General features: G+C 69.1%; 15 protein-coding genes. 4 read left to right on the top strand and 11 right to left on the bottom strand.

The features are described 5' to 3' along the window. Window positions 1-155: 155 nt before the first annotated feature. Entirely contained in the window at window positions 156-1,307 is a 1,152-nt protein-coding gene (locus JOF43_RS00800; protein WP_209897911.1) for an ATP-grasp domain-containing protein, read from the top strand. A gap of 16 nt (window positions 1,308-1,323) precedes the next feature. Here JOF43_RS00800 and JOF43_RS00795 read toward each other — a convergent pair whose 3' ends face one another. The 10 genes from JOF43_RS00795 to JOF43_RS00750 form a co-directional block, all read right to left on the bottom strand. Beyond that, window positions 1,324-2,892, bottom strand: coding sequence for a macrolactam cyclase family protein (locus tag JOF43_RS00795; protein WP_209897910.1), 1,569 nt, complete (start codon window positions 2,890-2,892; stop codon window positions 1,324-1,326). Between the two features lie 33 nt (window positions 2,893-2,925). Next, window positions 2,926-3,954 carry a hypothetical protein gene (locus JOF43_RS00790; RefSeq protein WP_209897908.1) on the bottom strand — a complete coding sequence of 343 codons (1,029 nt, stop codon included), beginning with the start codon at window positions 3,952-3,954 and terminating at the stop codon, window positions 2,926-2,928. A 62-nt stretch (window positions 3,955-4,016) separates the two neighbouring features. Next, entirely contained in the window at window positions 4,017-6,125 is a 2,109-nt protein-coding gene (locus JOF43_RS23095; RefSeq protein WP_209897906.1) for a glycosyltransferase, read from the bottom strand. Then, the gene (wecC, locus tag JOF43_RS00780) at window positions 6,122-7,375 is read right to left on the bottom strand and encodes a UDP-N-acetyl-D-mannosamine dehydrogenase (RefSeq protein WP_209897904.1); all 1,254 of its coding nucleotides are present in this window, start codon (window positions 7,373-7,375) and stop codon (window positions 6,122-6,124) included. The genes JOF43_RS23095 and wecC overlap by 4 nt, the downstream gene beginning before the upstream one ends. A 279-nt stretch (window positions 7,376-7,654) precedes the next feature. Then, complete coding sequence (locus tag JOF43_RS00775; protein ID WP_342592053.1) at window positions 7,655-9,331, bottom strand: hypothetical protein; 1,677 nt, start codon at window positions 9,329-9,331, stop codon at window positions 7,655-7,657. Window positions 9,332-9,423: 92 nt separating this feature from the next. Beyond that, entirely contained in the window at window positions 9,424-10,122 is a 699-nt protein-coding gene (locus tag JOF43_RS23090) for an acyltransferase (protein ID WP_209897902.1), read from the bottom strand. Between the two features lie 10 nt (window positions 10,123-10,132). After that, entirely contained in the window at window positions 10,133-12,058 is a 1,926-nt protein-coding gene (locus JOF43_RS00765) for a hypothetical protein (protein ID WP_209897900.1), read from the bottom strand. After that, a complete protein-coding gene (locus tag JOF43_RS00760) occupies window positions 12,055-14,070 on the bottom strand; it encodes a CDP-glycerol glycerophosphotransferase family protein (protein WP_209897898.1) in 2,016 nt (671 codons plus the stop codon). The genes JOF43_RS00765 and JOF43_RS00760 overlap by 4 nt, the downstream gene beginning before the upstream one ends. 171 nt (window positions 14,071-14,241) lie before the next feature. Next, a complete protein-coding gene (locus JOF43_RS00755; RefSeq protein WP_209897896.1) occupies window positions 14,242-14,646 on the bottom strand; it encodes a hypothetical protein in 405 nt (134 codons plus the stop codon). Window positions 14,647-14,772: 126 nt separating this feature from the next. Continuing rightward, the gene (locus JOF43_RS00750) at window positions 14,773-16,695 is read right to left on the bottom strand and encodes a glycosyltransferase family protein (RefSeq protein ID WP_209897894.1); all 1,923 of its coding nucleotides are present in this window, start codon (window positions 16,693-16,695) and stop codon (window positions 14,773-14,775) included. Window positions 16,696-16,909: 214 nt separating this feature from the next. Here JOF43_RS00750 and JOF43_RS00745 point away from each other — a divergent pair, with 214 nt between their 5' ends. The 3 genes from JOF43_RS00745 to JOF43_RS00735 all read left to right on the top strand — a co-directional run bounded on the left by JOF43_RS00745 (window position 16,910) and on the right by JOF43_RS00735 (window position 21,137). Next, window positions 16,910-17,677: a DUF6270 domain-containing protein gene (locus JOF43_RS00745; protein WP_209897892.1), complete on the top strand. Its 768-nt coding sequence runs from the start codon at window positions 16,910-16,912 to the stop codon at window positions 17,675-17,677. A gap of 188 nt (window positions 17,678-17,865) precedes the next feature. Next, window positions 17,866-18,645, top strand: a complete 780-nt coding sequence (locus JOF43_RS00740) for an ABC transporter ATP-binding protein (protein ID WP_377783588.1) — start codon at window positions 17,866-17,868, stop codon at window positions 18,643-18,645. After that, window positions 18,642-21,137: an FtsX-like permease family protein gene (locus tag JOF43_RS00735; protein WP_209897890.1), complete on the top strand. Its 2,496-nt coding sequence runs from the start codon at window positions 18,642-18,644 to the stop codon at window positions 21,135-21,137. Before JOF43_RS00740 ends, JOF43_RS00735 begins: the two co-directional genes overlap by 4 nt. An 87-nt stretch (window positions 21,138-21,224) precedes the next feature. Here the strand turns inward: JOF43_RS00735 and JOF43_RS00730 are convergent, their stop codons facing one another. Further along, window positions 21,225-22,178 (bottom strand): LysR family transcriptional regulator, encoded by a 954-nt coding sequence (locus JOF43_RS00730; RefSeq protein ID WP_209897888.1) that lies wholly within the window; start codon window positions 22,176-22,178, stop codon window positions 21,225-21,227. Window positions 22,179-22,186 lie beyond the last annotated feature (8 nt).

Raw genomic sequence — 22,186 nt, 5'->3', positions numbered from 1 at the left:
ACGGGAGGGCTCTGGGCGGCCGGCGGCGCTTCCGTGGCGGAGAGGCACCGGTGCGAGAGGATCTCCCCTATGATCCGTAGTCGGGACGAGAGCGCGACCGGCCCGGACGCCGGCGCGGCGCGATCCGCCAGACGCGAGCTGACGAAGGAGACGCCGTGGAACCGGCCCGATTGAACGCCCTGCTGCGCACCGTGGCCATCGGTCCGGAGAACATCTACCCGCCATCGGTCAAGGGGACGGTGATGGGAAACCTCCTGGAGGCCGTGGAAGATCTCCGGGTGGACCATCGGTTCCGGAAGAACGCCCGCGGCAAGCGGTACGTGCGGCTCCTGCGGGAGGACGGGTCGGTCCTCGGGGACATCGAGCCCGCCAGGCTCCCCAGCTGCCCGCGGGCGAGCAAGGCCATCTGCAATGACAAGGTGCGGACCTCGCAGGCCCTGCGGGCCGGAGGCGTCGGAGTCCCGGACTCGGCGACCTATCTGGAGCACCAGGGCGATATCGCCCTGCGGGAAGCATTTCGTGAGCGGGATGAAGTGGTCGTCAAAGCCCACTCGATGACCCTGGGCCGAGGCGTGTTCGTCGGGGTGCGCAGCCACGAGTTCAGGGATGTGTTCGAGGAATGCGTGGCACTGCAGCGCGACGCCGGGCGCGAGCCGCGCGTCCTGGTGCAGGAGGTCCTCCGCGGCTTCGAGATGCGCGCGACCGTGGTCGAGGGCGTCCTCGACAATCTGCTGGTGAAGATCCCGGGATACGTCACGGGCGACGGATCCGCCACGGTCGATCAGCTCATCGACGCGAAGAACGCACGACGAGGGGAATGCGGGTTCTTCCGGAACAAGCTGCTGCGGCGCGATCACCACACGATCGCTCATCTGGACGCCCAGGGTCTGACGGTGAACTCGATCCCTGCTCCGGGTCAGAACATCCCCCTCACCGCGATGGCGACCGTGTCGTTCGGCAGCGAGACCGTGCTCGTCACACATCTGGTCTCGGACCGCGTGAGAGAACAGGCGCTGCGCGCAGTCGCCGCTGTCCCGGGACTGATGACGGCAGGTGTGGACATCGTCGTCGACGAGTTCGCCTCGGAGCAGCCCAAAGTGCTGGAAGTGAACTCGTTCCCCCATATGACCTGCATTCATCCCTCGTACGGTCCCGGATCCAATACGGCCAGGAGGTACCTCAAGGCGCTGACGGCGCGGGATCGCGCCGCCAGCGGGGCATGGAACACCCTCGATGACGTCGATCGCTCGTACGTCGCGGGCGCGCTGTCCTTCTACGACCTGAAGCAGCAGCTCGCACCCCGCTGAGCCGAGGAGCGGGTGGTCAGGGATCCAGGGGAGCGCCGACCGCCAGCGCTGCCGTGAGGGCGTAGGCCGCATCCTGGTGGCCCGGTGCATTCGCACGGGGTCTCCCGCTCTGTGCGCGGACCTCACGGAGGAACGTCCGGGTGCGGCGGATGACCCGGGCATCACCGATGGCATCCTGCACGTCCGAGCGCTCGAGCGACCGTTCGGCCAACTCGTAGAAGTGGGAGAAGGCCGTTCGCTGATGACGCTTCTCGACGGGGCCGGGCCTGTGCTGAGCGAATACCAGGCCGGGTTCCGGGCGGACCCTCGCCAGCCGCGCGGAGAGGGCACTGGGCGCGGGGCTCTTCGGCGCTTTGGCGGAGTCGTCGTACGGCGCGTTCTTCAGACCCGGGACGAGGCTGTCCATCATGTCGAAGTAGGTCCGGCGATCGTCGGCCTCCGGCCGGTCCGCGATCGGATCGATCAGAATCGAGTTCAGGGGCGAGAAGGTCGTCCGGCTCTGCGGCGCGTGCCCGAAATGGAACCGGTTGCGGAACTCCCGGTAGTGGAGCTTCTGCGGATCGACCTCCGGTCGCATCCGGCAGAGGGATTCGAGGTCTCCGAGCACTTCGGCGGAGTACTCCTCGAACGTCTCCTCGGCGAAGTTCTTCCTGGTCGAGAGGAGACGGTTCCGGAGGGTCGTGCCCGTGAAGATGTCGCGGAAGGTCCCACCCCCGGCGCCATGGCAGCGGATGCTGAGAGCGTCGAACGCATGGGGACTGAGGTAGACGGGCATGTACACGCCCAGGCTGTGGCGCTTCCAGTTCTCGAGGGCCTGGTCAGGGCTGGTCGGCGTGCGCATCGGCATCGGCGGACCGTTGAGCTCCACCCCGTACTGACGCGCGACAGCGCTCGCCGCGATGAAGTCCTCGGGCATCCGCTCCTGCGATGCGATCTGCGCGCGGGTCCGCGCGTGCTCGAAGAGCCCCGACGCGTGGGCGAAGGCGAACACCACTCGGGAGTCGAGACCTCCGCTGAGGTCGGCGACGAAGGTGGTCCGATCGTCCGCGACGAGCGTCGCGAACCGTGATCGCCAGGTGTGCAGATGCGTCCCGAGCGCCTCCTCGTAACCGGGCACGTCGGAGTCCCGGTCCGAGGCGACGATGCGGGGCCCGTCGGCCTCGATCCTGACCGTGCAGAACGACGGCACGAGGGTCACGTCCTGGAAGAGCGTCCGCGAGGAGTTCAGCTGCGCCGTGAGCGCTTGGCGGACCCCGAACGCACGGAGCACCGTGAGGTCAGGACGGAGGGTGACACCGTGCGCGCGAAGGTGGGCCGCGAGCTCATGGAGCGAGGTGCTCAGCGCCCAGATGTCGCCCCGGCGGAACAAGAACAGCTTGCGGAGGCCACGGGCGTCCGTCCCGGACTCCCACCCTGCCTCCGTGCGACGGGTCAGGGCGTAACAGCCGTCGAGGCCGGGGCCGATCGCTCTCCCGGTGCCGCGGAAGGAGGCGAAGCCGTCGGGACCCGCGACGAAATCGGCCCCGACGAAGGCGTAGCCGTCGAAGGACTCGTCACGCGGAGGTGAGAAGCTCGAGATCGTCATGAGGGAACCTTCTCCCGGGCTGGTGCTCGCAGGTCAATGGGCAACTGACACCGCTTTGGTCGAGTCCCGATGGACGACGAGCGCTGCGGGGCCGTCATTCGCCACGTGGTGCCGGATCCGGAGGCGGTCCCCGCAGGGGTTCGCCAGGAACCCTTCTATCGTCTCCTCCGAGTGGAGCAGTCGGTGATGGACGAGGTGATCGATCGAGGTGAGAGTGCGGTCGGCGGTCACCGTGCGGCACACCTCGTCCCCCTGCAGCTGGTCGACGACGGTGCGGGTGGCGACGGTGCTTCCCCCGCGATCGACCAGGGGCTCGGTGCACAGGTTCCCCGCCGTCCGGTCCCGCGACCCGTTCGTGATCGTGCAGGAGGTGAGATGGGTGCCGGACATGACTGCCAGATCGCCCCTGCGTCCCGCGGCGAGGGGGAAGGTCTCGTCCACCACGAGGGCCTCCTCCTCGGGATCCAGGACGATCGGCTGCTGCGACTTCGTGGGGGCGTGGTGGAATGCCGATTCGTCCTCGGTCACGAGACGGATGGATGCCGTCAGGGACAGCTCCGCGTCCCCGTACTCGGGGTCCCAGTTCGGAGCGCTGACGTTGGCGGTGCAACGATGCGCGCCGGGCGTCTCGACATCGTAGGAGAGGAGCTGGGTCATCTGGCGGGTGGTCTGATGGATCAGGTTCTCGGTCCCGTTCACCGATTGGGTGTTCGTCGGCCCGTCGATGCTTCCGCAGGACATCCCGATGATCGCGTAGAGAGCGCGTCGCTCTCCCGTGCTCGCGGTATAGGTCGCGGTCACGGAGGCCTCGAGCAGGACGGACTGCTCCGCGTCGACGTCGAACCGGAAGGAGACGGGCTCCGTGTCGTCGGGCAGGGAGAGGGTCGCTGATCCGGACGCACTCGTGGCCGCTTCGGTCGGGGAAGGCGTCGGCGGCGGGTCCGGAGCGTCCTGTTCGGGGAAGAGCACGACGGCCAGGACGACGAGCAGGGCCGCGGTGACCCCGGCGATGGCCGTGATCCACGGTATTCGCGTGGGTCGCTTCCTGGTCGGATCGTTCATCGCTGCTCGCTGCCCGTCGTGTCAGCCGGCGATGCAGGGGGCGCCGCACGACGTGGGGCCAGTCATCCGACCAGGTCGTCGTACGTCTCCGCGATGAGCGTCGCGAGCTTCTGCCAGTCCCGGTTCTGCACGACCCAGTCCCGCGCCTGCGCACCGATCTGCCGGGTGTGCTCCGGATCGTCGAGCAGCCGGTCCAGCTGCTCGATGAGCGACTCCGAGCTGCCCTTGCGGTGAAGGTACCCGTTCACGCCGGGAGTGACGATCTCCTGGAGCGCGGCGACGTCCGAGGCGACGACCGCCTTGCCCATCGCCATCGCCTCGAAGGGCTTCAGCGGGGAGACCATCTCGCACACCGGCAGGGGGAGGCGGGGGAAGGGCGTGATGTCGATGAGAGAGTAGTAGCGCTCCACGTCCTCATGGGGAACCCGCCCCGTGAACGTGACGACGTGCTGCAGCTCGTTCTCCTCGACGTGGTTCTGGAACCGCTCCAGCTCGGCGCCGTCACCCACGATGAGGACGTGGAAATCCTCGCGCGTGCGATCCAGCACCTCGGCGGCCTCGAGCATCAGCTCGATGCCCTCGTAGTCGAGGACCGAGCCGACGTAGCCGATCACCGTCTTGCCGCCCACGCCGAGCTGCGAGGCGAGCTCCTCGTCCTTCGGGAGGGGGGTGAAGCGAGAGGTGTCCACGCCGTTCGGGACGACACGGATCTTGTCGCCGTCCACGCCGCGGCTGATCATCTCGTCGCGCAGGGCTTCGGTGATCGCGAAGACGCGGGTCGCTCCCTTGGCGGCGTCGGCCTCCATCCGGGCGATGTACCTGAACATGTTGCTCTGGGCCCATTCGGGATTGCGCGAGCCCCGCGTGACCTCCCAGAGCCCGCGGACCTCATAGATCGAGGGCAGGCCGAGCCGACGCGCTGTCTTGACGGCGGTGAGCCCGTTCCAGTGGTTCGAGGCGGCGTGGATGATCGCCGGTCGCTCCTGCTCGGCGAGCTCCAGCAGCGCCTTCGAGTAGCGCTCGGTGTAGAAGAACAAGGGATTCTTCTTCTCGATGTCACGGCTCGTCAGCAGGCGCCGGTACTCGACATTGCCCACGACGTCGCGCGAGGGGACATCGGGGATGTCCCCCATGCCCGGCATGTCGTAGGGGTAGCCCAGCCGGGTCACGCCGTCGACATCCCACCCGATGCGGTTCAGCTCCGAGAGCAGACCATGGGTCCGGGCGGCGTATCCGGCGGAGTTGTGCGGCAAGGAGTTGTGCAGGAGGTAGAAGACATGATCCTTCTGCGCCTCGTATGCCGGCTCGGGTCGCATCGTGGGGAAGGGGAACCCGGTGCGGCCCAGCTGGTAGTTGCTGACCGCATTGCGCCGGTGCTCGTCCTGGAGCCGCTTCGCCCAGCCGTCGTTCGGCAGCAGCTTCCGATACGCCTCGACGTACTGGGTGACCTGCGTGTCCTTGCCGGCGCCGCGGGCTCGTCGGATCGCGCGGCGGAGCGCGTTCATCGGCACGGCCCGCGGATCCGCGCTCGAGAGCAGCTCGGTCGCGACCGCGCGATTGCCGCGCGCGAGCGCCACGGTGATGTGGGCGCGGATGACGTCGTTCTCCCCGAGGCCGTCGCCGGCCTCCGCCAGGGTGCGTTCGGAGAAGGTGCCGTCGTCGTAGGCCTGGTTGATCAGGACGATCGCTCGGTTGACACGATCGGTGCCGGCACCGATGGTCCGCAGGGTGTCATCGAGACGGTGCGTGATCGCGTAGTCGAGCGCGGCGCGATGCGCAGCCGGCTCCTCGGGGATGTCGTCGCGGAGCCGATCGAGCGCCCAGGTCACTCGGTGGGACGGCAGATCGAGCTCCCTGACGAGATCGAGGTACAGCTCGAGGCCGTCGATGAGGGCCCCGTTGCGCGCGAGAGCCAGCGCGAGGACCTCCTCGGCCGTGCTGCCCTGGGAGTTCGCGATCAGGAATCGGGCGTACTCCAGCATGACCGAGCCGTCGAAGTCCGCGGCCTCCACGGCCTCGCGATAGGTGCCGAGGGTCTGCTCGAACGCCGTCGCGTCCTTCGCCCCGGCACGCGCCGACTCGAGGAGCCGCTCGGTCGTGGCCGAACGCGCCGTCCCCGGGGCCTGCGCCCCGTGGGACCGGCGGCTCCGCCCGCCGGCGGTCCGACTCACCGCCAGAGCCCCTTGGTGTCGATGACGATCTTCTCCTGCAGGAGTTCGCGATCGAGCGTCTTGAAGGGGTCGTGGTCGACCATGAGCAGCACGATGTCGGCACGTTCGAGTGCGGAGTCCAGCTCGGCGAGCTCGACGTTGTCGCGCTCGGCGAGCTCCTTGGGCAGCTCGTCGACGTTGGGCTCGACGACCAGCACGGTGCCGTCGGTGAGCTTTCCGGCGAGGGAGCCGGCGATGTTCCGGCTGGGCGACTCGCGCAGGTCGTCGATGTTCGCCTTGAAGGCGATGCCGAGCGCTGCGACCGTCGGATCCTTGAAGCGTGCCGCCTTCTCCATGACCTTCTCGATCACCAGCTCCGGCTTGGAGTCGTTGACCTCGCGTGCGGTGCGGATCAGGTTCGAGAACCGGCGATCGGCGGAGACGATGAACCACGGGTCCACGGCGATGCAGTGGCCTCCCACGCCCGGGCCGGGCTGGAGGATGTTCACGCGCGGGTGGTGGTTGGCGAGCTCGATCAGCTCCCACACGTCGATGCCCTGGCGGTCGGCGATGATCGAGAGCTCGTTGGCGAAGGCGATGTTCACGTCGCGGAAGGCGTTCTCGGTGAGCTTCGCCATCTCGGCGGTCTTCGCGTCGGTCAGCAGCAGCTCACCCTTGCAGAAGCTCGCGTAGAGATCGCGGTTCAGCTCCGCGGCCTCCGGGGACATACCGCCGATGATGCGATCGTTGTCCACCATCTCGATCATGATGCGGCCGGGGAGCACACGCTCCGGGGCGTGGGAGAAGTACAGCGAGTTCGGGAGGTTGGGCTCGTCGGTGAACTCGGGACGGGCCTCGAGGATGACCCTCGCCATCTGCTCGGTCGCCCCGGGAGGGGCGGTCGACTCGAGCACGATCAGCTCGCCGCCGGAGAGCTTCGGGGCGATCCCGCGGGCGGCGGCTTCGATGTAGGAGAGGTCCGCGTCGTGATCGCCCATGAACGGGGTCGGGACCGAGACGATGTAGGCGTCCGCCTCCGGGGTCTCCAGCTGTGCGGAGAGCTTGCCCTGGGCGACGCAGCCGGCGACGACGGACTCCAGGCCCTCCTCGACGAACGGCACCGTGCCCGCGTTGATCGCGTCGACGTTCGTCTGTTTCACATCGACACCGATGACGGTCTTGCCGGCCTGAGCGAGGACGGCGGCGGTCGGTAGGCCGATGTAGCCGAGACCGATCACGCTGACGGTATCGAGGGGGACGTTCGGGCTCATCGAACTCTCCTGGCGGGGTAGGGGCAGGGGGACGGGGCGTCCTCGCACACGGTATCGCCTCGTCGGTCGGCGAGTCACCGCCGTGACTCCCACGTGTCACAGAGACGACAGAAAATGGTCGGCGGCCTGGAAAAAGACCGCTGAGTAGGCGTTTTGTTCGCCCGGACCACACGCGACGTTTGCCGTGTGTTCACGGGGGTGAGCAACTGCTGGCCGGCGCTCCGCGGGACCGCTCGGCACCGTGCTGCGACGTGACGGCGGGCCGGGGACGGACGAGGCTCACTCGGACGTCCCGGCGTCACCGCCGTCGTCGGAGGCATCGGCGCCGCCGGCAGCGGAGAAGCGGAGCATCGTGACCGTGCCCGGCTCGCTGCTGACGGTCAGCGGCTGCTCCGGTGCGAGCCGGGCACCGGCGAACTCGCCCGTGACCGGGGCGAGATCCTCGAAGGTGCTCTCCGCCGCGTCGAGGGAATCACCGGAAAGATCCGAGCCCAGGGTCAGCTCCCAGCCGTTCGGGGCGAGGGCGCTCACGTCGTCGGGCGCGCTGATCCGGACCGGTCGGGTCCGGTAGAGCTCGTTCGAGGGGTCGCGCTGATCGACCATCACGAGCGTGAGCCCCCCGTCGTCCCCGAGCACGGCGTGGACGGAGACCTGGCCGTCGCCGGTCACCGACGGCGTCAGCATCCTCCCCGCCGGGAGGTCGCCCAGCATCATCAGCGCGAGGTAGCTCGTGCGTCCCTGCACGGTCCGGCCCGGCTCCTCGTACGGGCCGCGGGCACAGATCGGGCTCATCGGCGCGCCGCCCTCGCAGGCCTGCAGGGTGGAGTGGAACGCCGTGCGCTCCACCCCGAGCTCCGCGAGCGTCATCGCGAAGTCCACCGTCCACAGCGCCTGCGCATGGGTGCGGGAGGTGTCGTTGGTGCCGGGGCAGGAGGTGGGTCCGGTCTCCTCCATCCACAGCGGCAGGCCATGCTGATCGGCGACCTCGGCGCCCATCCCGACGATGGTGCGGGCGCGCTCGCGGATCTCGGGCGAGGTGAGGTCGTCGACCGAGGGGTTCGCGAGGGAGGACGCGGGCCCCTCGCAGTCCCACAGCGGGTACCAGTGCATGCTCAGGGCACGCTGATTCGGGATGTCCGATTCTGCGAAGGCGCGCCACCACTGGGCGTCGTAGGCACCGGGGCCGGCCACCGGGAGTCCGGGGACCGCCGTCTCGAGCGCAACGGAGTACTCCGACAGCGACTGCTGGTACGCCTCGGGGCCCCAGTTCGCATCGCGCACCGCCAGCTGAGGCTGGTTCGCGTGGAAGAACCCGTTGGGCTCGTTGCCGATCGCGACCGCCAGCAGACGATCCCCGAAGGCCTTCCGGGCGTGCGCGGCCATGTCCGCGGCGCGCGCCGGGTCGTCGTGCCCGAGGTCCAGATCGATCGTCACCGTCGCATCGACCTCCTCGGCCACGGCGGCGACGCGCTCGAGATCCTCCGCGGTGACGGTCGCCTGGGCCCACTCGGGGGCGGGCTCCTCGCTGGACGTCCACCACACGTGCCGGTCGATCCCGTTGCCGCCGAACCGCAGCGCCGGGTCCTCGAGCTCGCCCAGGGTGAGTGCGAGGTTCGAGTGCTCGGAGCCCCACATCGGGTTCGCCAGCTCGCGGGCGTCGAAGCTGAGACCGAACTGGTGGCCCGTGTGAGCGGCGTCCTTCCCCAGGCCGAGACCCACGAAGGTGGTCTTGCCCGGGGCGTCGGCGGGATCGGTCATCGAGAACTCGCCGGGAGAGGCGTCGTAGCCCGGAAGGAACACGCGCTCGGAGTCGGGTGGCTGCGTCGGGGACGAGGTCCCCTCCGCTCCGTCTCCTGGCCCGTCCTCGTGCGGCCGCAGAGCCAGGACTCCGATCACGAGGAGCAGGACGACGGCGAGGGCACCAGCCCCCACCATCAGCCATCGACGCCGTGTCACCGTTGAAGTCCTCCCTCGCACCAAGACGTCCGTCCGTCGCCCGCAGTGGCGGCGCCGTCGTCTGCGAGCCGCCTGCGCCCGTGAGGGGCGGGCTACCCCTCAGTGTGGTGCCAGTACTCCGATTTCTGGACCGTCGAGGCATCGGGCTTGTAATACGGAGGCGTCACGGACAGGTGAGGGCGCTCCCAGGCGACGTCGCGCCGGATCACCGCGGCCGGGACTCCGGCGAGGATGCAGTTGTTGGGGAAGCTCTTGGTGACCAGGGCGCGGGCGCCGACCACGGTACCGTTCCCGATCCGAGCGCCTCCCAGGAGGAAGGAGTCGATCGCGAGCCACACGTGGTTGCCGACCTCGATCGACTTCGCCGTGTTGACGCGCCGGCCGTCGGAGACGTCGAAGATCGGATGCCCGTCGTCGGTCCGCAGACGCACACCGGTGGCGATCATGACGTCATCCCCGATCGTGACGCTCGTGCCCTCCACGGCGGAGATGTCGACATGCGCGGTGGTCGAGACGTCGTCACCGATCTCGACGGCGGAATCCTGCCCCACCCTGATGCCGGCCTTCAGCGGGGCGACTCCGCGGTTCCCGCCGATCCGGCAGCGGCCGTTGTGGGAGTCGAAGCGGAGGTACAGCTTGTGGATCCTCGCGGTCGAGTCGACCGTCAGGACGTTGTTGGACCCACGGAACAGGACCGTGATGCCGGAGACGATCGGGGCGGAGCCGGTGAACTCGATGCGATTGCCGTTCGCGTCCTCGTAGGCGGCGATCTGGGTGATGGTGACGGCCACGGCTGTGCTCTCAGCCGATCTCGCGGGGAAGGGTCGCGGAGCGGACGTCCGTGGGGCGCAGGTCCTCGCAGACGACCTCCGGCCCGTAGAGCCGCTTCACGGCGGTGACCTCGGCGTCGGAGACGTCCGGGCTGATGACGAGCACGCGGATCTTCTCGACTCCCGCGGTGATCGCGATGCGATGGGCGAGGCGCGATGCCCCGCGTGCACCCGGGGGTGGGACCGCCGTGACGACCAGGCGCGCGCCGCCGCTCATCGCGTCCTTGTCGAGGTCGGCACGATCTGCGGCCGAACGGGCGAGCACGAGGGTCACCGCGTCGGCATCGGGATTCCCCGCCTCGACCTCGTACTCGAAAGTGCTCACCGGCGCGTTCGCCCCGGCGAGGAGCGAGTACGTCCGGGGCTCGAGGGTCGGTGTCAGGTCGAGCTCGGCGCAGAGGGCCGCCGGACGAGCGTGCGAGGCCACCTCGATCGGCGGCTCGGCGGCAGGGAGCAGCCCGTGCCGGAAGGTTCCGTCGGACCCCGTGAACAGCAGGGAGCTGACGGAGGCGGGATCGTGCAGCCCGTGCAGGAGACGCTCGGTGGGCACCGTGTACTTGACGAACGGGTACGCATGAGGGGAGATCAGCTGACGGAACTTCGTCCGTCCGAGGTCCCCGCCGAGCAGCGCGTTCTTCGTCGGGCCCGAGGGCAGGGGAGTGTCATTGCCGAGCCGCACCTGGAAACCGGCGCCGCTCTCGTCGGGGAACGACGTCAGCTGATCGCAGCTCACCGTCGGGGTCGAGTCGTCCTCGGCCTCTCCTCGGAGGAAGCGCTTCATCACCGAGAGGATGGTGGGCAGGGCCTTCTTGGCGACGTCGGCGTGCTCCCCGTCGACCCGGTACTTGGTGAGACCGGGGACGTCCTGGACGAACTCGACCAGCGAATAGTTTGACTGCTCGTCCCGGTCGGTGTAGAAGTAGTCGATCCGTCGGCCCTCGGAGAAGTACTGCCGCATGAGGTCGACGGGCTGCGGATCCGCGCGGAGCGCGGGCAGCCGGTAGAGGTTGTCGCGGAAGAACGGCTTGTTCAGGTAGTACGGCAGGTTCATCTGCGGGACGACGGCGAGCAGCTGAGCCCCGGGGAAGCCTTCCGCGTAGTAGGTCGCGATGCTGCCCCCCTTGGACGCCCCGAAGAGCATGAGCTCCCGCTCGGGGATGCCGTGCTTCTCGAGGAGACCCGCGATCTCGGCATGGACGCGCGGGCGCAGCGCTTCCCCCGCGTTGTCGGCGAGCATGTAGGTGCCGGCCACCATGTATCGGTCCTGGAAGCAGATCATGAGGGTGTCGGAGAGGTCGGCATCCGTGATCCCCTTCAGATAGCTCACCGCATAGGAGATGCGCGACGTCGACGGTCCGAAGCCGGGGAACGTGACGAGGACGCGCCGAGGGTTCTTGAGATTCCCGCGCAGGGAGTAGTGGAGGTCGCCGTGCTGCTCGACGCCGTACTGCTCGTCGTACCGGACCTGCTGAGCGGTCGTGAAGGCGCCGCGGCCGATCTTCAGGCTGTACTCGGCATCGATGTCGAGCCGGAAGTCGGAGGGCTGATCGGAGGTCACGATGATGTTCCGGTACTCGAGATCGAACCCTCGGGCAGGCGGTTCGATCTTGTTCCCGTAGACGACCCGGTCCCCTTCGAGGAACCGGAAGCTCGAGTTCCGATGCTTGTTCCAGTGGTGGATGGTGAGCTTCGCGAAGAAGGTGCCCTCAGGCAGCTGCTGGGAGGCCAGCCGGCGGAGCTTGGCGCCGTGGCCCTTCTCCTCGATCATCGTGCGGAGGCGGTGCGCGGCAGGGTCCTCGACCAGGCGTCGTGCGATGTCGCGGGACGTGGTCGAGTAGGCGATCGAGCGGGCACCGGAGCGGATGCCCCGCCGAAGGGGGGCGGTCACCTTGTTCACAGGCTGAGCATCCTTTCCACGATGGTCTCGCAGATGCGTGTCGGGTCCACACCTTCGAAGAAGATCTCTCGGCGGGCGTCGCTGGTCGGGTCCGGCTCCAGGTAGCGGCCGCTGACGATGTGGTCGATGATCCCCGAGTGGTCGAAGAAGGTCGGTCCCAGGCCCTGCGTCGTGTAGTCCAGGCGGCTCTCGTACGGCTGGTCCTCGAAGAACTCGTCGGCATCCCACTGGTAGTAGGCGATGGGGGTGTTGATGAACGCGGCGTCCAGGACCGCGGAGCTGTAGTCCGTGAAGACGAACTCGGCGGATCGGAAGGCTTCGCGGTAGCTCATCGAGGAGTGCACGACCCGATCCGAGAAGTGGAACAGGTGCGCCCTCTTCTCGACGTTGGGGTGGAGCTTGACCTCGAGCGTCAGATCCTGCTCCTCGAGGAAGCAGAGCAGGGACCGGTCCGTGAGCACGGCGTCGATCGCCTGGTAGTAGACCGATTTCGTGAAGGTGCCGCTCGAGTGCTGATGCAGATTGAACCGCCAGGTCGGCATGAAGAGGAGCCGGCGCTGCTCGGTGCGGGTCCGACGCAGTGATTCGAGGCGCGGGAGCCCCGAGTTGAGCGTCTCGACGGGGGCGAGCGCACCCAGGTAATCGGCTTCGAGCTTCCCGGTGGCGACGAAGACGTCGAAGTGCTTGGAGAGCACCCAGTCGCTCATGTCGTTGAGCTGGATCCCGTGCTGCAGGTAGACGAATCGTGAGTTCACGAGAGACTTCCCCTGGTGCTTCAGGTTGTAGATCTGCGACGACACCACCAGATCCGACTGGACGAAGAGCTTCCGGAACTCCGCGCTGAACATGGGGACGAGGCGGAAGCCCTCTTCCTCCAGGCGGGGCCAGTCGGGCGATTTCGGATTCAGCGCGAAGTAGATGTCCGAATACTCGGGGTAGTGATCCCTGAAGTAGCTGTACAGATGCTCTGCGTTGTCGTCGGCCTGCATCGGTCGATCGAAGAACAGGATCGTCGAGCGCGGGGTGATCGGTCGGCGGTAGAAATCGACGACCTTGGGATTGTGCAGGCCCGGCCGAAGACTCGTCGAGAGGTACGACTTGCCGATCTGCACGATGTCCTCGCCGAAGCGGCACCGGTAGAGCTCGATGTCCGCCTCGAGCCGCCCCTCGCCCAGTGCGAAGACGAGGTAGTTGTCCGCCGTGGAGAGCCGTTTGTACAGATGGCGGTCGTGGGAGCTGTCGTCGATCCATTGGATCCACGCGGTCTCGAAGGGCTGGAGAGTCCTGGACTGGTCCAGGATGTCGGTGAGACAGAACATGCGGATGAGCTCGCGCACGTGGGCGAGGGGGACGTCCGAATCCTGCGATTCGCGGAGTCCACGGAGGTAGAGGACGAGGAAGCGCAGGATGTAGGTGCGCATCGTCGGGGCCGCGTTCGTCAGCAGGGGCAGCAGTCGCGCGACGCCGCAGTCCAGCTGGAGGCCGATCGCCGCCTTGGTGTCCGACGCGATGGAGTACCCGACCTCCAGGGGCGCGACCCTGTTGATCGACCAGTAGAGGCGGTAGGCGATGTACAGCGCGGAGCGGTCGAGGTCGTACTCGGCGTCCAGGAAGTCGCGCAGACGCGAGGTGTTGTAGGCGATGCCGTAGACGTCGGTGTCCCGTGCGTACGCAGAGACAGCGTTCTTCGCGATGTTCTTCGGGAGGGCGCCGGTGAAAAGGGTCGGCTCGGCCAGGTAGACCGTCCGGTTCTGCAGATGCTGCAGCAGGGTCGAGAGGTAGGTGGCGGAGACCTCGTGCGTCGAGCGGACGAAGACGACGTACGTGCTGTCGATCTCGTCGCACAGGGCGCGGATCGAGGCGGTGTCCAGCTCCTCGTCGTGGACGCGGAGGGCGTACTGGTCCTCGTGCTTGAGTCGCGCATTGAGCAGCCTGCGGTAGGTGCCCCCCTCGCGGTCCAGCTCGCCTGTGCATTCCAGAACGACCGTGAGCAGGAGGGGGTCAGCACGCATAGAGCACCTCGGGGGTTACCGCGCCCCGGAGACGGCTCAGAGCCGGGGGGAGTCCGTGGCGCGCTTTCGTCGACCGCCAGGGATCAGACGGCCTCGAGAAGTCTAGTGAGCGCAGAAGGCATGCGGCAACACTCCGTCCTCAATGCGGACGGAGTGCCGGGGGACAAGTGTTCAGGAAATGCCGGCGGAGCCCTCGTCGTCGAATGTTTCGTCCATTTCGAGCGGAATTGCCCAGTGGTCCTCGGCAGCGTCGTCGTCGAGTTCCAGAATCGACGTGCGGTCGTCCTCGTCGGTCGCCCGAGGGGCGCCCGGGCACGTCGCCAGATCGGCCCCGGCGCCGGTGTCGTAGGCGAGCGGGTCGACGGAGTCCCAGGAGGTCTCCGTGAAGACCGGGCGAGAACGCTCCGCCCCGGCGGGGCGGACTGCGCTCGCCCCGCCGTGCCGGCGGGCACCGAGCAGGGCGCGAAGGTGTCCCGTGCGCGGGCCCGATGCGTGACGATCGCGGAGACGGACCGTCGCCTCGGGGTCGAACGCCGCAGTGAGTGTCATTCCGGTTCTCGCTTCCGTGGTGGTCATCCGGAAGTACCTTGTCTACGCGGCGAGGATGAACGGAAGATGACCGCATGGTGGCGGGGCGGGCAATCCGGGGCCACATCTCAGCGGCGGGACCGCGACGCCTCGCCTGCGGGACGAACGTGCTCGTCAGAACATGATGTGCGGGTCGTTCCGGCCGAACCAGGCGACGTCCCCGCTGGCCATCAGCTCCCGGTCGTCGACGGACCAGGCGTGACCGCCCGTCTCGCCACGGCGCATCTGGGTGAAGTTGAAGCGGTCGGCGGAGTAGATGCGGCCGTCGGCGGCGATGACGGTGTCGAGGAAGCCGGTGTCCTCCCCGCGGGAAACGTCGGCGAACGGGTGGGCGATGAACACATCGCGGTCCGCGGTGATCGTCGGCCCCATCACCCGGTCGGTGAAACGGTGCTCCATCCAGGGGAAGCGCAGCAGGGTCGCATCGGCCCCGGCGACGTGCATGTAGTGAGCGTGCTTGCCCACCACGTCGGCCCCGGAGAACTCGCGAGCCCGCAGCAGGTCGTGTAGGTAGAACTCGCCGTAGAGGTCGTCGTCGTCCATCTTGGACAGCACCTCCCCGTCGGCCCGCTCGACGGCGGCGTTCAGGCACGCCCCGAGACTCCAGCTGCTCGGAGCCTCCAGCACCACCACGTTCTCCACGCCGAGCTCCCGCGCCCGCTCGGCGGTCTCCGTCGGCGAGGAGAAGCCGTGCGTGATCAGCAGCAGCTGACGCTCCACCCCGGACTGCCGAGCCACCTGGCCCACGAGGTGATCCAGCTGGTCGGGACGGTTCGTCGCAGCCATGATGCTGACCGAGGCCAGACCCGCACCACCGGGCAGCCCCCGCTTCCCGGCCCTCTGCCCGAGTCCGACGGTGTCGAGCACCTGACGGGCGCGATGGGTGTAGGTGTGCTCGTGCCAGATCCGGCGCTGGGCGAGGTGCACGGTGCGATCGCGCAGCTCGGACGAGCGCACCAGAGCACGCACCACGTGCGCGGCGTCCTCGCGCTTCGCGACGACGGGAACCTCCTCCTCGGCGAAGAACTCACCGATCGCGGGGGAGGGGGCGGAGACCACCGGGGTGCCGGAGGCGGTGATCTCGAAGATGCGCCGCGCGCACATCGACGGGCTCGTGACCACGGAGTTCACGTTGAGGAACACCTTGTACGCCTTGTACGCGGTGAGCATCCGGTAGTAGCTCAGCGAGCCCACCACCCGGTCGGCCAGCGCCCCGGGGAACTGGTAGCGCTCGTCGTCGCCGAGGAAGCGGGAGAAGATCTCCAGGCCCAAGTCCATCCGGGCCGAGGCGTCGAGCGCCCCGCCCAGCAGCATGTCCATCTGGGCGCGGCGCTCGGGGAACTTGTGCGCGAAGTACATGCCGGCGAAGGCGATATCCCGCGCCTGGTGGCCGTGCTGCGGCCGGATCGGGTTGTGCACGGCGGGCTGCGCTGCGAACGGCAAAACCGCCACGTTCTCGTGCCCCAGCTCCTCCCGGTAGCGCGGAAGCAAGGTCACGTCGGTGGTGAAGACCTGGTCGAACAGTTTCGCGAGGGGCAGGAAGTCCTCGAAGTGTGGCGGGTCCTCCTTGTTCCAGAAGACCGTCGGGATGCCGTGCTCGCGGCAGTGGGCCACCAGTTCGCGCAGCGGCTCGGACGGTGCCTTCGAGCCGGTCAGCTGGTACTGCCAGGCGTCCTCGTTGCCGTGCCAGGCCGACTCCACCAGCAGCAGGTCCACCGGGTCCTCCGCGAGCTGCTCGCGCCATGCCAACGGAGTGACAGGGAGAGTCTCGAACTCGTAGCTCCAGGCCAGCATCGAGAAGTCGTCGAGGATCACGGCAGCGCGCAATCCCTCGACCTGCGGGGGCCGCCCACGCAGCTGCGCGGGCGGGAAGGACAGACGCCCTCCGGTGTCGCGGCTGCCCAGGCCGTCGCCCACGCCGTAGGAGGCGGTGCGGCGACGACGCCGCCAGGTGCGCAGCTGGCGGACCCCGCCGGTGCGCAGGTGCCACAGTCCCGTGCGGAGGGTCTGCAGACGGGACGTGGACTGCGCGGGCATGGGCACCTCTCGGCAGGGGAGCGGTTCTCGGACGCCTCATGGTCCCATGCCGGTCCGCACCGCAGGATGCGGTCCACCGAGCCGGTGGCGGGGCCCGACGGTTGTCGGGAGCGCCACAGGCCGCGGCGTACACCAGGGGCGGCCGGCGTCTCGTGGGTATTCTGACGCCCACCGTCCATCTCGGACGCGTCCCACCCCGCGACGAAGGAGCATCGTGACTGCTCAGCCCGCTGACACCGCGCCCACGCGCGTCGTCATCTACGGCAGCTGCGTCGCGCGGGACACCGTCGACCTGGCGGGCGGCGAGCGCTTCGACGTCGTCGCCTACATCGCCCGGCAGTCGCTGCTCTCCCAGGAACGCGACGCCTCGACGTGGTTCCCCGACGGCGCGGAGATCGACTCGGCGTTCCAGCGCCGGATGATGACCGGTGACTTCGTCGGCGACCTGGGGACCCGCCTCGCCGAGGTCGCGGACGAGACCGACGTGCTGCTGTGGGACCTCGTCGACGAGCGCCACGGCGTGCACGTCTTCGAGGACGGCGGTGTGGTCACCCGCAGCATCGACCTGGTGCGCGTGCCCGAGGTGCTCACCGTCGTCGACAGCGCTCGCCACATCGAGTTCGGCACCGAGGAGCACTTCGAGCGGTGGGCGCCGCGTGCCGAGCGGCTGCGGGAGACCCTCAAGGGTCTCGGCCTGTTCGACAAGACCGTGGTGCTGCAGGTGCCGTGGGCCCTGGTCACCGTCGACGGTCGCCACACCCCGCGCAGTATGGGAACCTCCGCGATGGAGGCCAACGAGGCCTACCTGCGCTACTACGAGCTCCTCCGCGAACTCGGCTTCCGGATCCTCGAGCTGCAGCCGCTGGGCGTGCTGGCCGACCCCGAGCACCGCTGGGGCCTGGCCCCGTTCCACTACACGCAGGACGTGTACGAGGAGATCGTCGAGCGGGTGCTCGCGGAGCTCGACGCCAGCACGGACTGACGGCAGCCGGGAGGCGGATCCGTCGTCGATGTCGATGTCATCGGCCTCGAGTGTGACGGCGGAAGTCCGACATACGGAGCGGACCGGACGACCTTCCGGGGCAGGGGCTCGCAAACATGCAACCTACGCCCTGGTAAGGCAGGCTGTAGGCGCCCCTGTGCCGTGACGCTGATCGGAGGCCCGTTCCCGTGGCACCCACCATTTCCCGGAACCCCACGGTCCAGGATCCTGTGCCGTCCCGCGACGCCGCCGAGGATCCCGTGGTCCGTGCCCGCGGCGCACGCCGTGCGTTCGCCTCGGACGCCGGCGAGGTGGTCGCTCTCGACAGCGTCGACGTGGACATCGCCCGCGGCGCCTTCACGGCCGTGATGGGCCCCTCGGGCTCGGGCAAGTCCACCCTCCTCCATGTCCTCGCCGGGCTGGACGCGCTGGACGGCGGCTCCGTGAGGGTGGACGGCATCGAGCTGAACGGGCTGAAGGACAGCGCTCTGACCAGGGTGCGGCGCGACCGCATCGGTTTCGTGTTCCAGTCGTTCAACCTGCTGCCGATGCTCACGGCGGAACAGAACATCCTGCTGCCCCTCCAGCTCGCCGGGCGCCGGGCCGACCCCGAGTGGTGGACCACCGTCGCGGAGGGCCTGGGCTTGACCGACCGCCTGCGCCACCTCCCCTCGCAGCTCTCGGGGGGGCAGGTGCAGCGGGTCGCCATCGCCCGCGCCCTCATCGGGTCCCCGGCGGTGATCTTCGCCGACGAGCCGACGGGGAACCTCGACTCCCGCACCACCGCGGAGGTCCTCGACCTGCTGCGGCGATGCGTCGACAGCTTCGGGCAGACGGTCGTCATGGTCACCCACGAACGGGATGCGGCAGAGCGCGCCGACCGCATCCTCACCCTCTCCGACGGCCGGATCGCCGTCGACGAGGACGGTCCGTTCGGGACGTCATCCGGGGAAGCGGCCGAGCAGTGAGCGCACGCGGCATCCGCCTCACCCCGCTGCGTCGGCACCTCGCAGCGGTCCTCACGATCGTCCTCGCCACGGCCTTCGTCGCCGCCATGGTCCTCGGGGCCACCCTGCTGCGCGACTCGGCGGCCGCCGACGCCGACACCAGCCTGCTGGGCACGGACCTGGTCGCGACCACGACGGATTCGGGGAAGCGGGAGGGAACGCCTCGGATCGAGGGCGCCCAGGAGCAGTGGCCCGTGCTCGACTCCTCCTTCGTGTCCGTGAACTCGAAGAGCAGCGACCGCGCCCGCTCCCTGCGGGTGTACACCCCGCCGCCGACCGACGTCGCCGAGGTGCCGCTGGTCGACGGACGCCCGGCGCAGGACGCCGACGAGATCGTCATCGAGCAGGCGACCGCGACCATGCTCGAGGTGGACACGGGGGACACCCTCACCGTCGCGACGTCCGCACGGGGCGGGGAACGTGAGGACGTCGCCCTGAAGGTCGTCGGGGTGACGGAGCCGCTGGATTCCGCGCTCCTGGCCACCGGGCCCCCGCGGATCCTGGTGACGAGCGCGAACGCGAAGAGCGTCCTCGGCGCCGAGCTGGAGGACGTGGCGACGTCCTGGCACGCCTCGGTCCCCGCCAAGGCGGATCCCGAGGAGGTCGCCGCCGCAGCGAGCATGGAGCATCTGGACGTGCTCACGGCGCGCGCCTCGCGCGTGGAGTTGGAGCAGAGCGCGGCCGGCGGATTCAGCGCCTTCGGCCCGGTGGTCGCCGCATTCATCGCCATCTCCCTGCTCACCAGTCTCCTCGTGGTCGCCAACACCCTCTCGGTGACCATCGCCCAGCGCACCCGTGATCTCGCCCTGCTGCGGACCCTCGGCGCCACCCGGGGTCAGGTCGCGGCCGTCGTCGGCAAGGAGTCACTGCTCGTGGCTCTGCTCGGCTCGGTGCTCGGGACCGTCCTGGGACATGTGGTGGTCCAGGGTGCACTGCTGGTCGCGCCGCACCTGGGGTGGACGCCCCGTGCCGCTGCCGCCCCCATCGGAATCCTCTCCGTGGTGCTCCCGCTGGTGGCGGGTCTGGTGGTGGTGATGTGCGCAGGGCTCCTCCCGCTGCGACGCGCCACCCAGGTGGCTCCGCTCGAAGCGCTGCGCGTCGTCCCGCCCGGGAAGGGTCCCGGCCTGCTGCGCGCCGTGCTGACGGCCGTCGGGGTCCTCGCCGGTGGAGGGCTGATGGCCGCCGGGGTCGTGGTCTCCTCCCGAGGGGCGGCCGGACCCGCCATCGCCCTGGGGGTCGCCGGAGGCGCCCTGACCCTGTTCAGCGTGCTGCTCGCGATGCGCGTCGTGGTCGCGCCGCTGGTACGGCTGCTCGGTGGGACGGTCGGGCGCCTCGGCCGGGTCCCCGCCCGCGTCGCCGTCGCGAACGTGCGGCGTCATCCGGGACGCAGCGCCTCGACCGCCGCCGCGCTGCTGATCGGGACGACCCTGATGTCCATGCTGGCCGTGGGTGCGCAGACGGCCGATGCCTCGCTGACCCGCGCCCTGGCGGAACGTGCCCCCGTGGACGCGGTGATCCGCGCTCCCGAACTGCCCCAGGAGGCGGTCGCGGAGCTGACCGCGATCCAGGGAGTCCACCGCGCTGAAGCCGTCCCGGCCGGGGAGATCACGGTCGACGGGAGCGATGAGCTCACCGTCTACGGCCCGACGGCCGAGCAGCTCGAGCAGACCGCGGTCCGCGAGGACCTCGCCTCCGTCGCGGACGGGGAGCTGGTCATCGGCAGCGACCGCGCGCAGTCCGTCGGCCTGCACGACGGGGAGACGATCGAGGTGCCCCGCTCCGGGTCGGGGAGCGAGGAGCTCGTGGTGCGGATCGACGGGAACCTCAAGCTGACACTGGTCAGTGCGAGCACCTTCGAGGGCATCTTCGGGGAGATCCAGCCCAGCTCCGTGTTCGTCGACTTCGCCGACCCTGGCTCCTCCGCGCGCGCCGGAACCGACGTGTTCACCATCGTCGGCGACCTCAACGGCGTGCTCGCCAGCACTCTCCCGGAGGCGCGGATGGACTCCGAGGGAGCGACGCGCGAGGTGGCGCAGCAGATCATCACGCTGATGCTCGGGATCACCTCGGGGCTGCTCGCCGTCGCCGTGGTCGTCTCCCTGGTGGGGGTCGCCAACACGTTGACACTCGGCGTGGTCGAACGCACCGGCGAGAACGCGCTGCTGCGGGCGCTGGGGACGACCCGGCGACAGATGCGCACGATGCTCGCCTGGGAAGGGACCCTGCTCTCCGTGGTCGGGGCCCTGCTGGGGGTGGTGGTCGGCGCCGTCTGCGGCGTCCTGGGAGCCATGGTGGTGCTCGCCGCCCGGTTCCCGGTGGTGATCTCCATCCCCTGGGAGCAGCTCGCCGCCGTGCTCGTGCTGACGGTGTTCGCCGGGGTCCTCGCCTCCGTGCTGCCGGGGCGCCGTGCCGCCCGGACCGCCCCCGCGCGAGCGGTCGCCGACGCCCTGTGAGGTGAGCCGGGGCAGGGCGGCGCTGCGGCGTCCCGGTGATGGCGACATCGAGGTCTGGGCCCTTCGCAGAGTCTCCCGATCGCAAGCTCAGATCGCGCGGGAATGCCACACCGTCCGTCCGGCGGTCAGCGCGGGAGCCTCCGCTCGGAGGAGCTCGGCGAACGCTGAGACGGCGGCGTCCGGCGACCGCTGATTGCGGTGGTACACCCGGATCTCACGCAGCCACAACGGCTCCGGAAGATCCGTCACGCTCAGTTCGTCATCGATCGTCACTCGCGCGGCCAGGGCGCCGAGGAGTCCGACCCCCAGACCCTCGCGGACCAGGGCGACCACGGTCGTCGGCTGCACCACCGTGATCATCTCTCGGGGTTCGACCCCGATCCGGTCGAGGCGGTCGCGGTAATCCTGCCACCCGCCCTGCGGATCCCCGCTGACGATGACGGTGATCCCCTCGAGCGACGATGGATCGGCCATGGTGCTCAGGGTCGGCCGGTGGTCTCGTCGAGTGACCATCTGGATCCTCTCGAAGAACAGTTCCTCCGAAGGAACGTTGTGGTGACGCTGAGGAACATCGGCGGTCCGTACGGCGAGGTCTATCTCCCCGGTCGCGACGAGGTCTTCGAGCACCGCCGGATCCGCTTCGCGCAGCTCAACCTCGACACCCGGGTACAGCGCTCGGAAACGCCGCACCAGGGGAGCGATGAACACGGCCATCGCCCCGGGGTAGCCACCGATCCGAACCCGGCCCTGCATCGTGGAGGATACGGCGCGGACGGCATCGTCGCCGTCACGCAGCTCGTTCAGCGCCGCGGTCGCGTGCGGCAGGTATGCCGAGCCTGCAGCCGTCAGTTCCACGCGGCGCGGCCCGCGGGTAAGGAGTGCGGTCCCGAGATGCTTCTCCAGTGTCGCTATGTGCGCGCTCACGCGAGGCTGGGCACGGTGGAGTGCTACCGCCGCAGCGGTGAAGGTGCCGTGCTCGACGACGGCGAGGAACGAGGCCAGGCAGGTGAGCGAGGGCGGTTGTCGCGGCGAGGTGGCCATACGGAAAA

Origin of the sequence: Brachybacterium sacelli (assembly GCF_017876545.1) — a bacterium.
Classification (GTDB): Bacteria; Actinomycetota; Actinomycetes; order Actinomycetales; family Dermabacteraceae; genus Brachybacterium; species Brachybacterium sacelli.
This window is presented reverse-complemented; position numbering and strand designations above follow the sequence as displayed.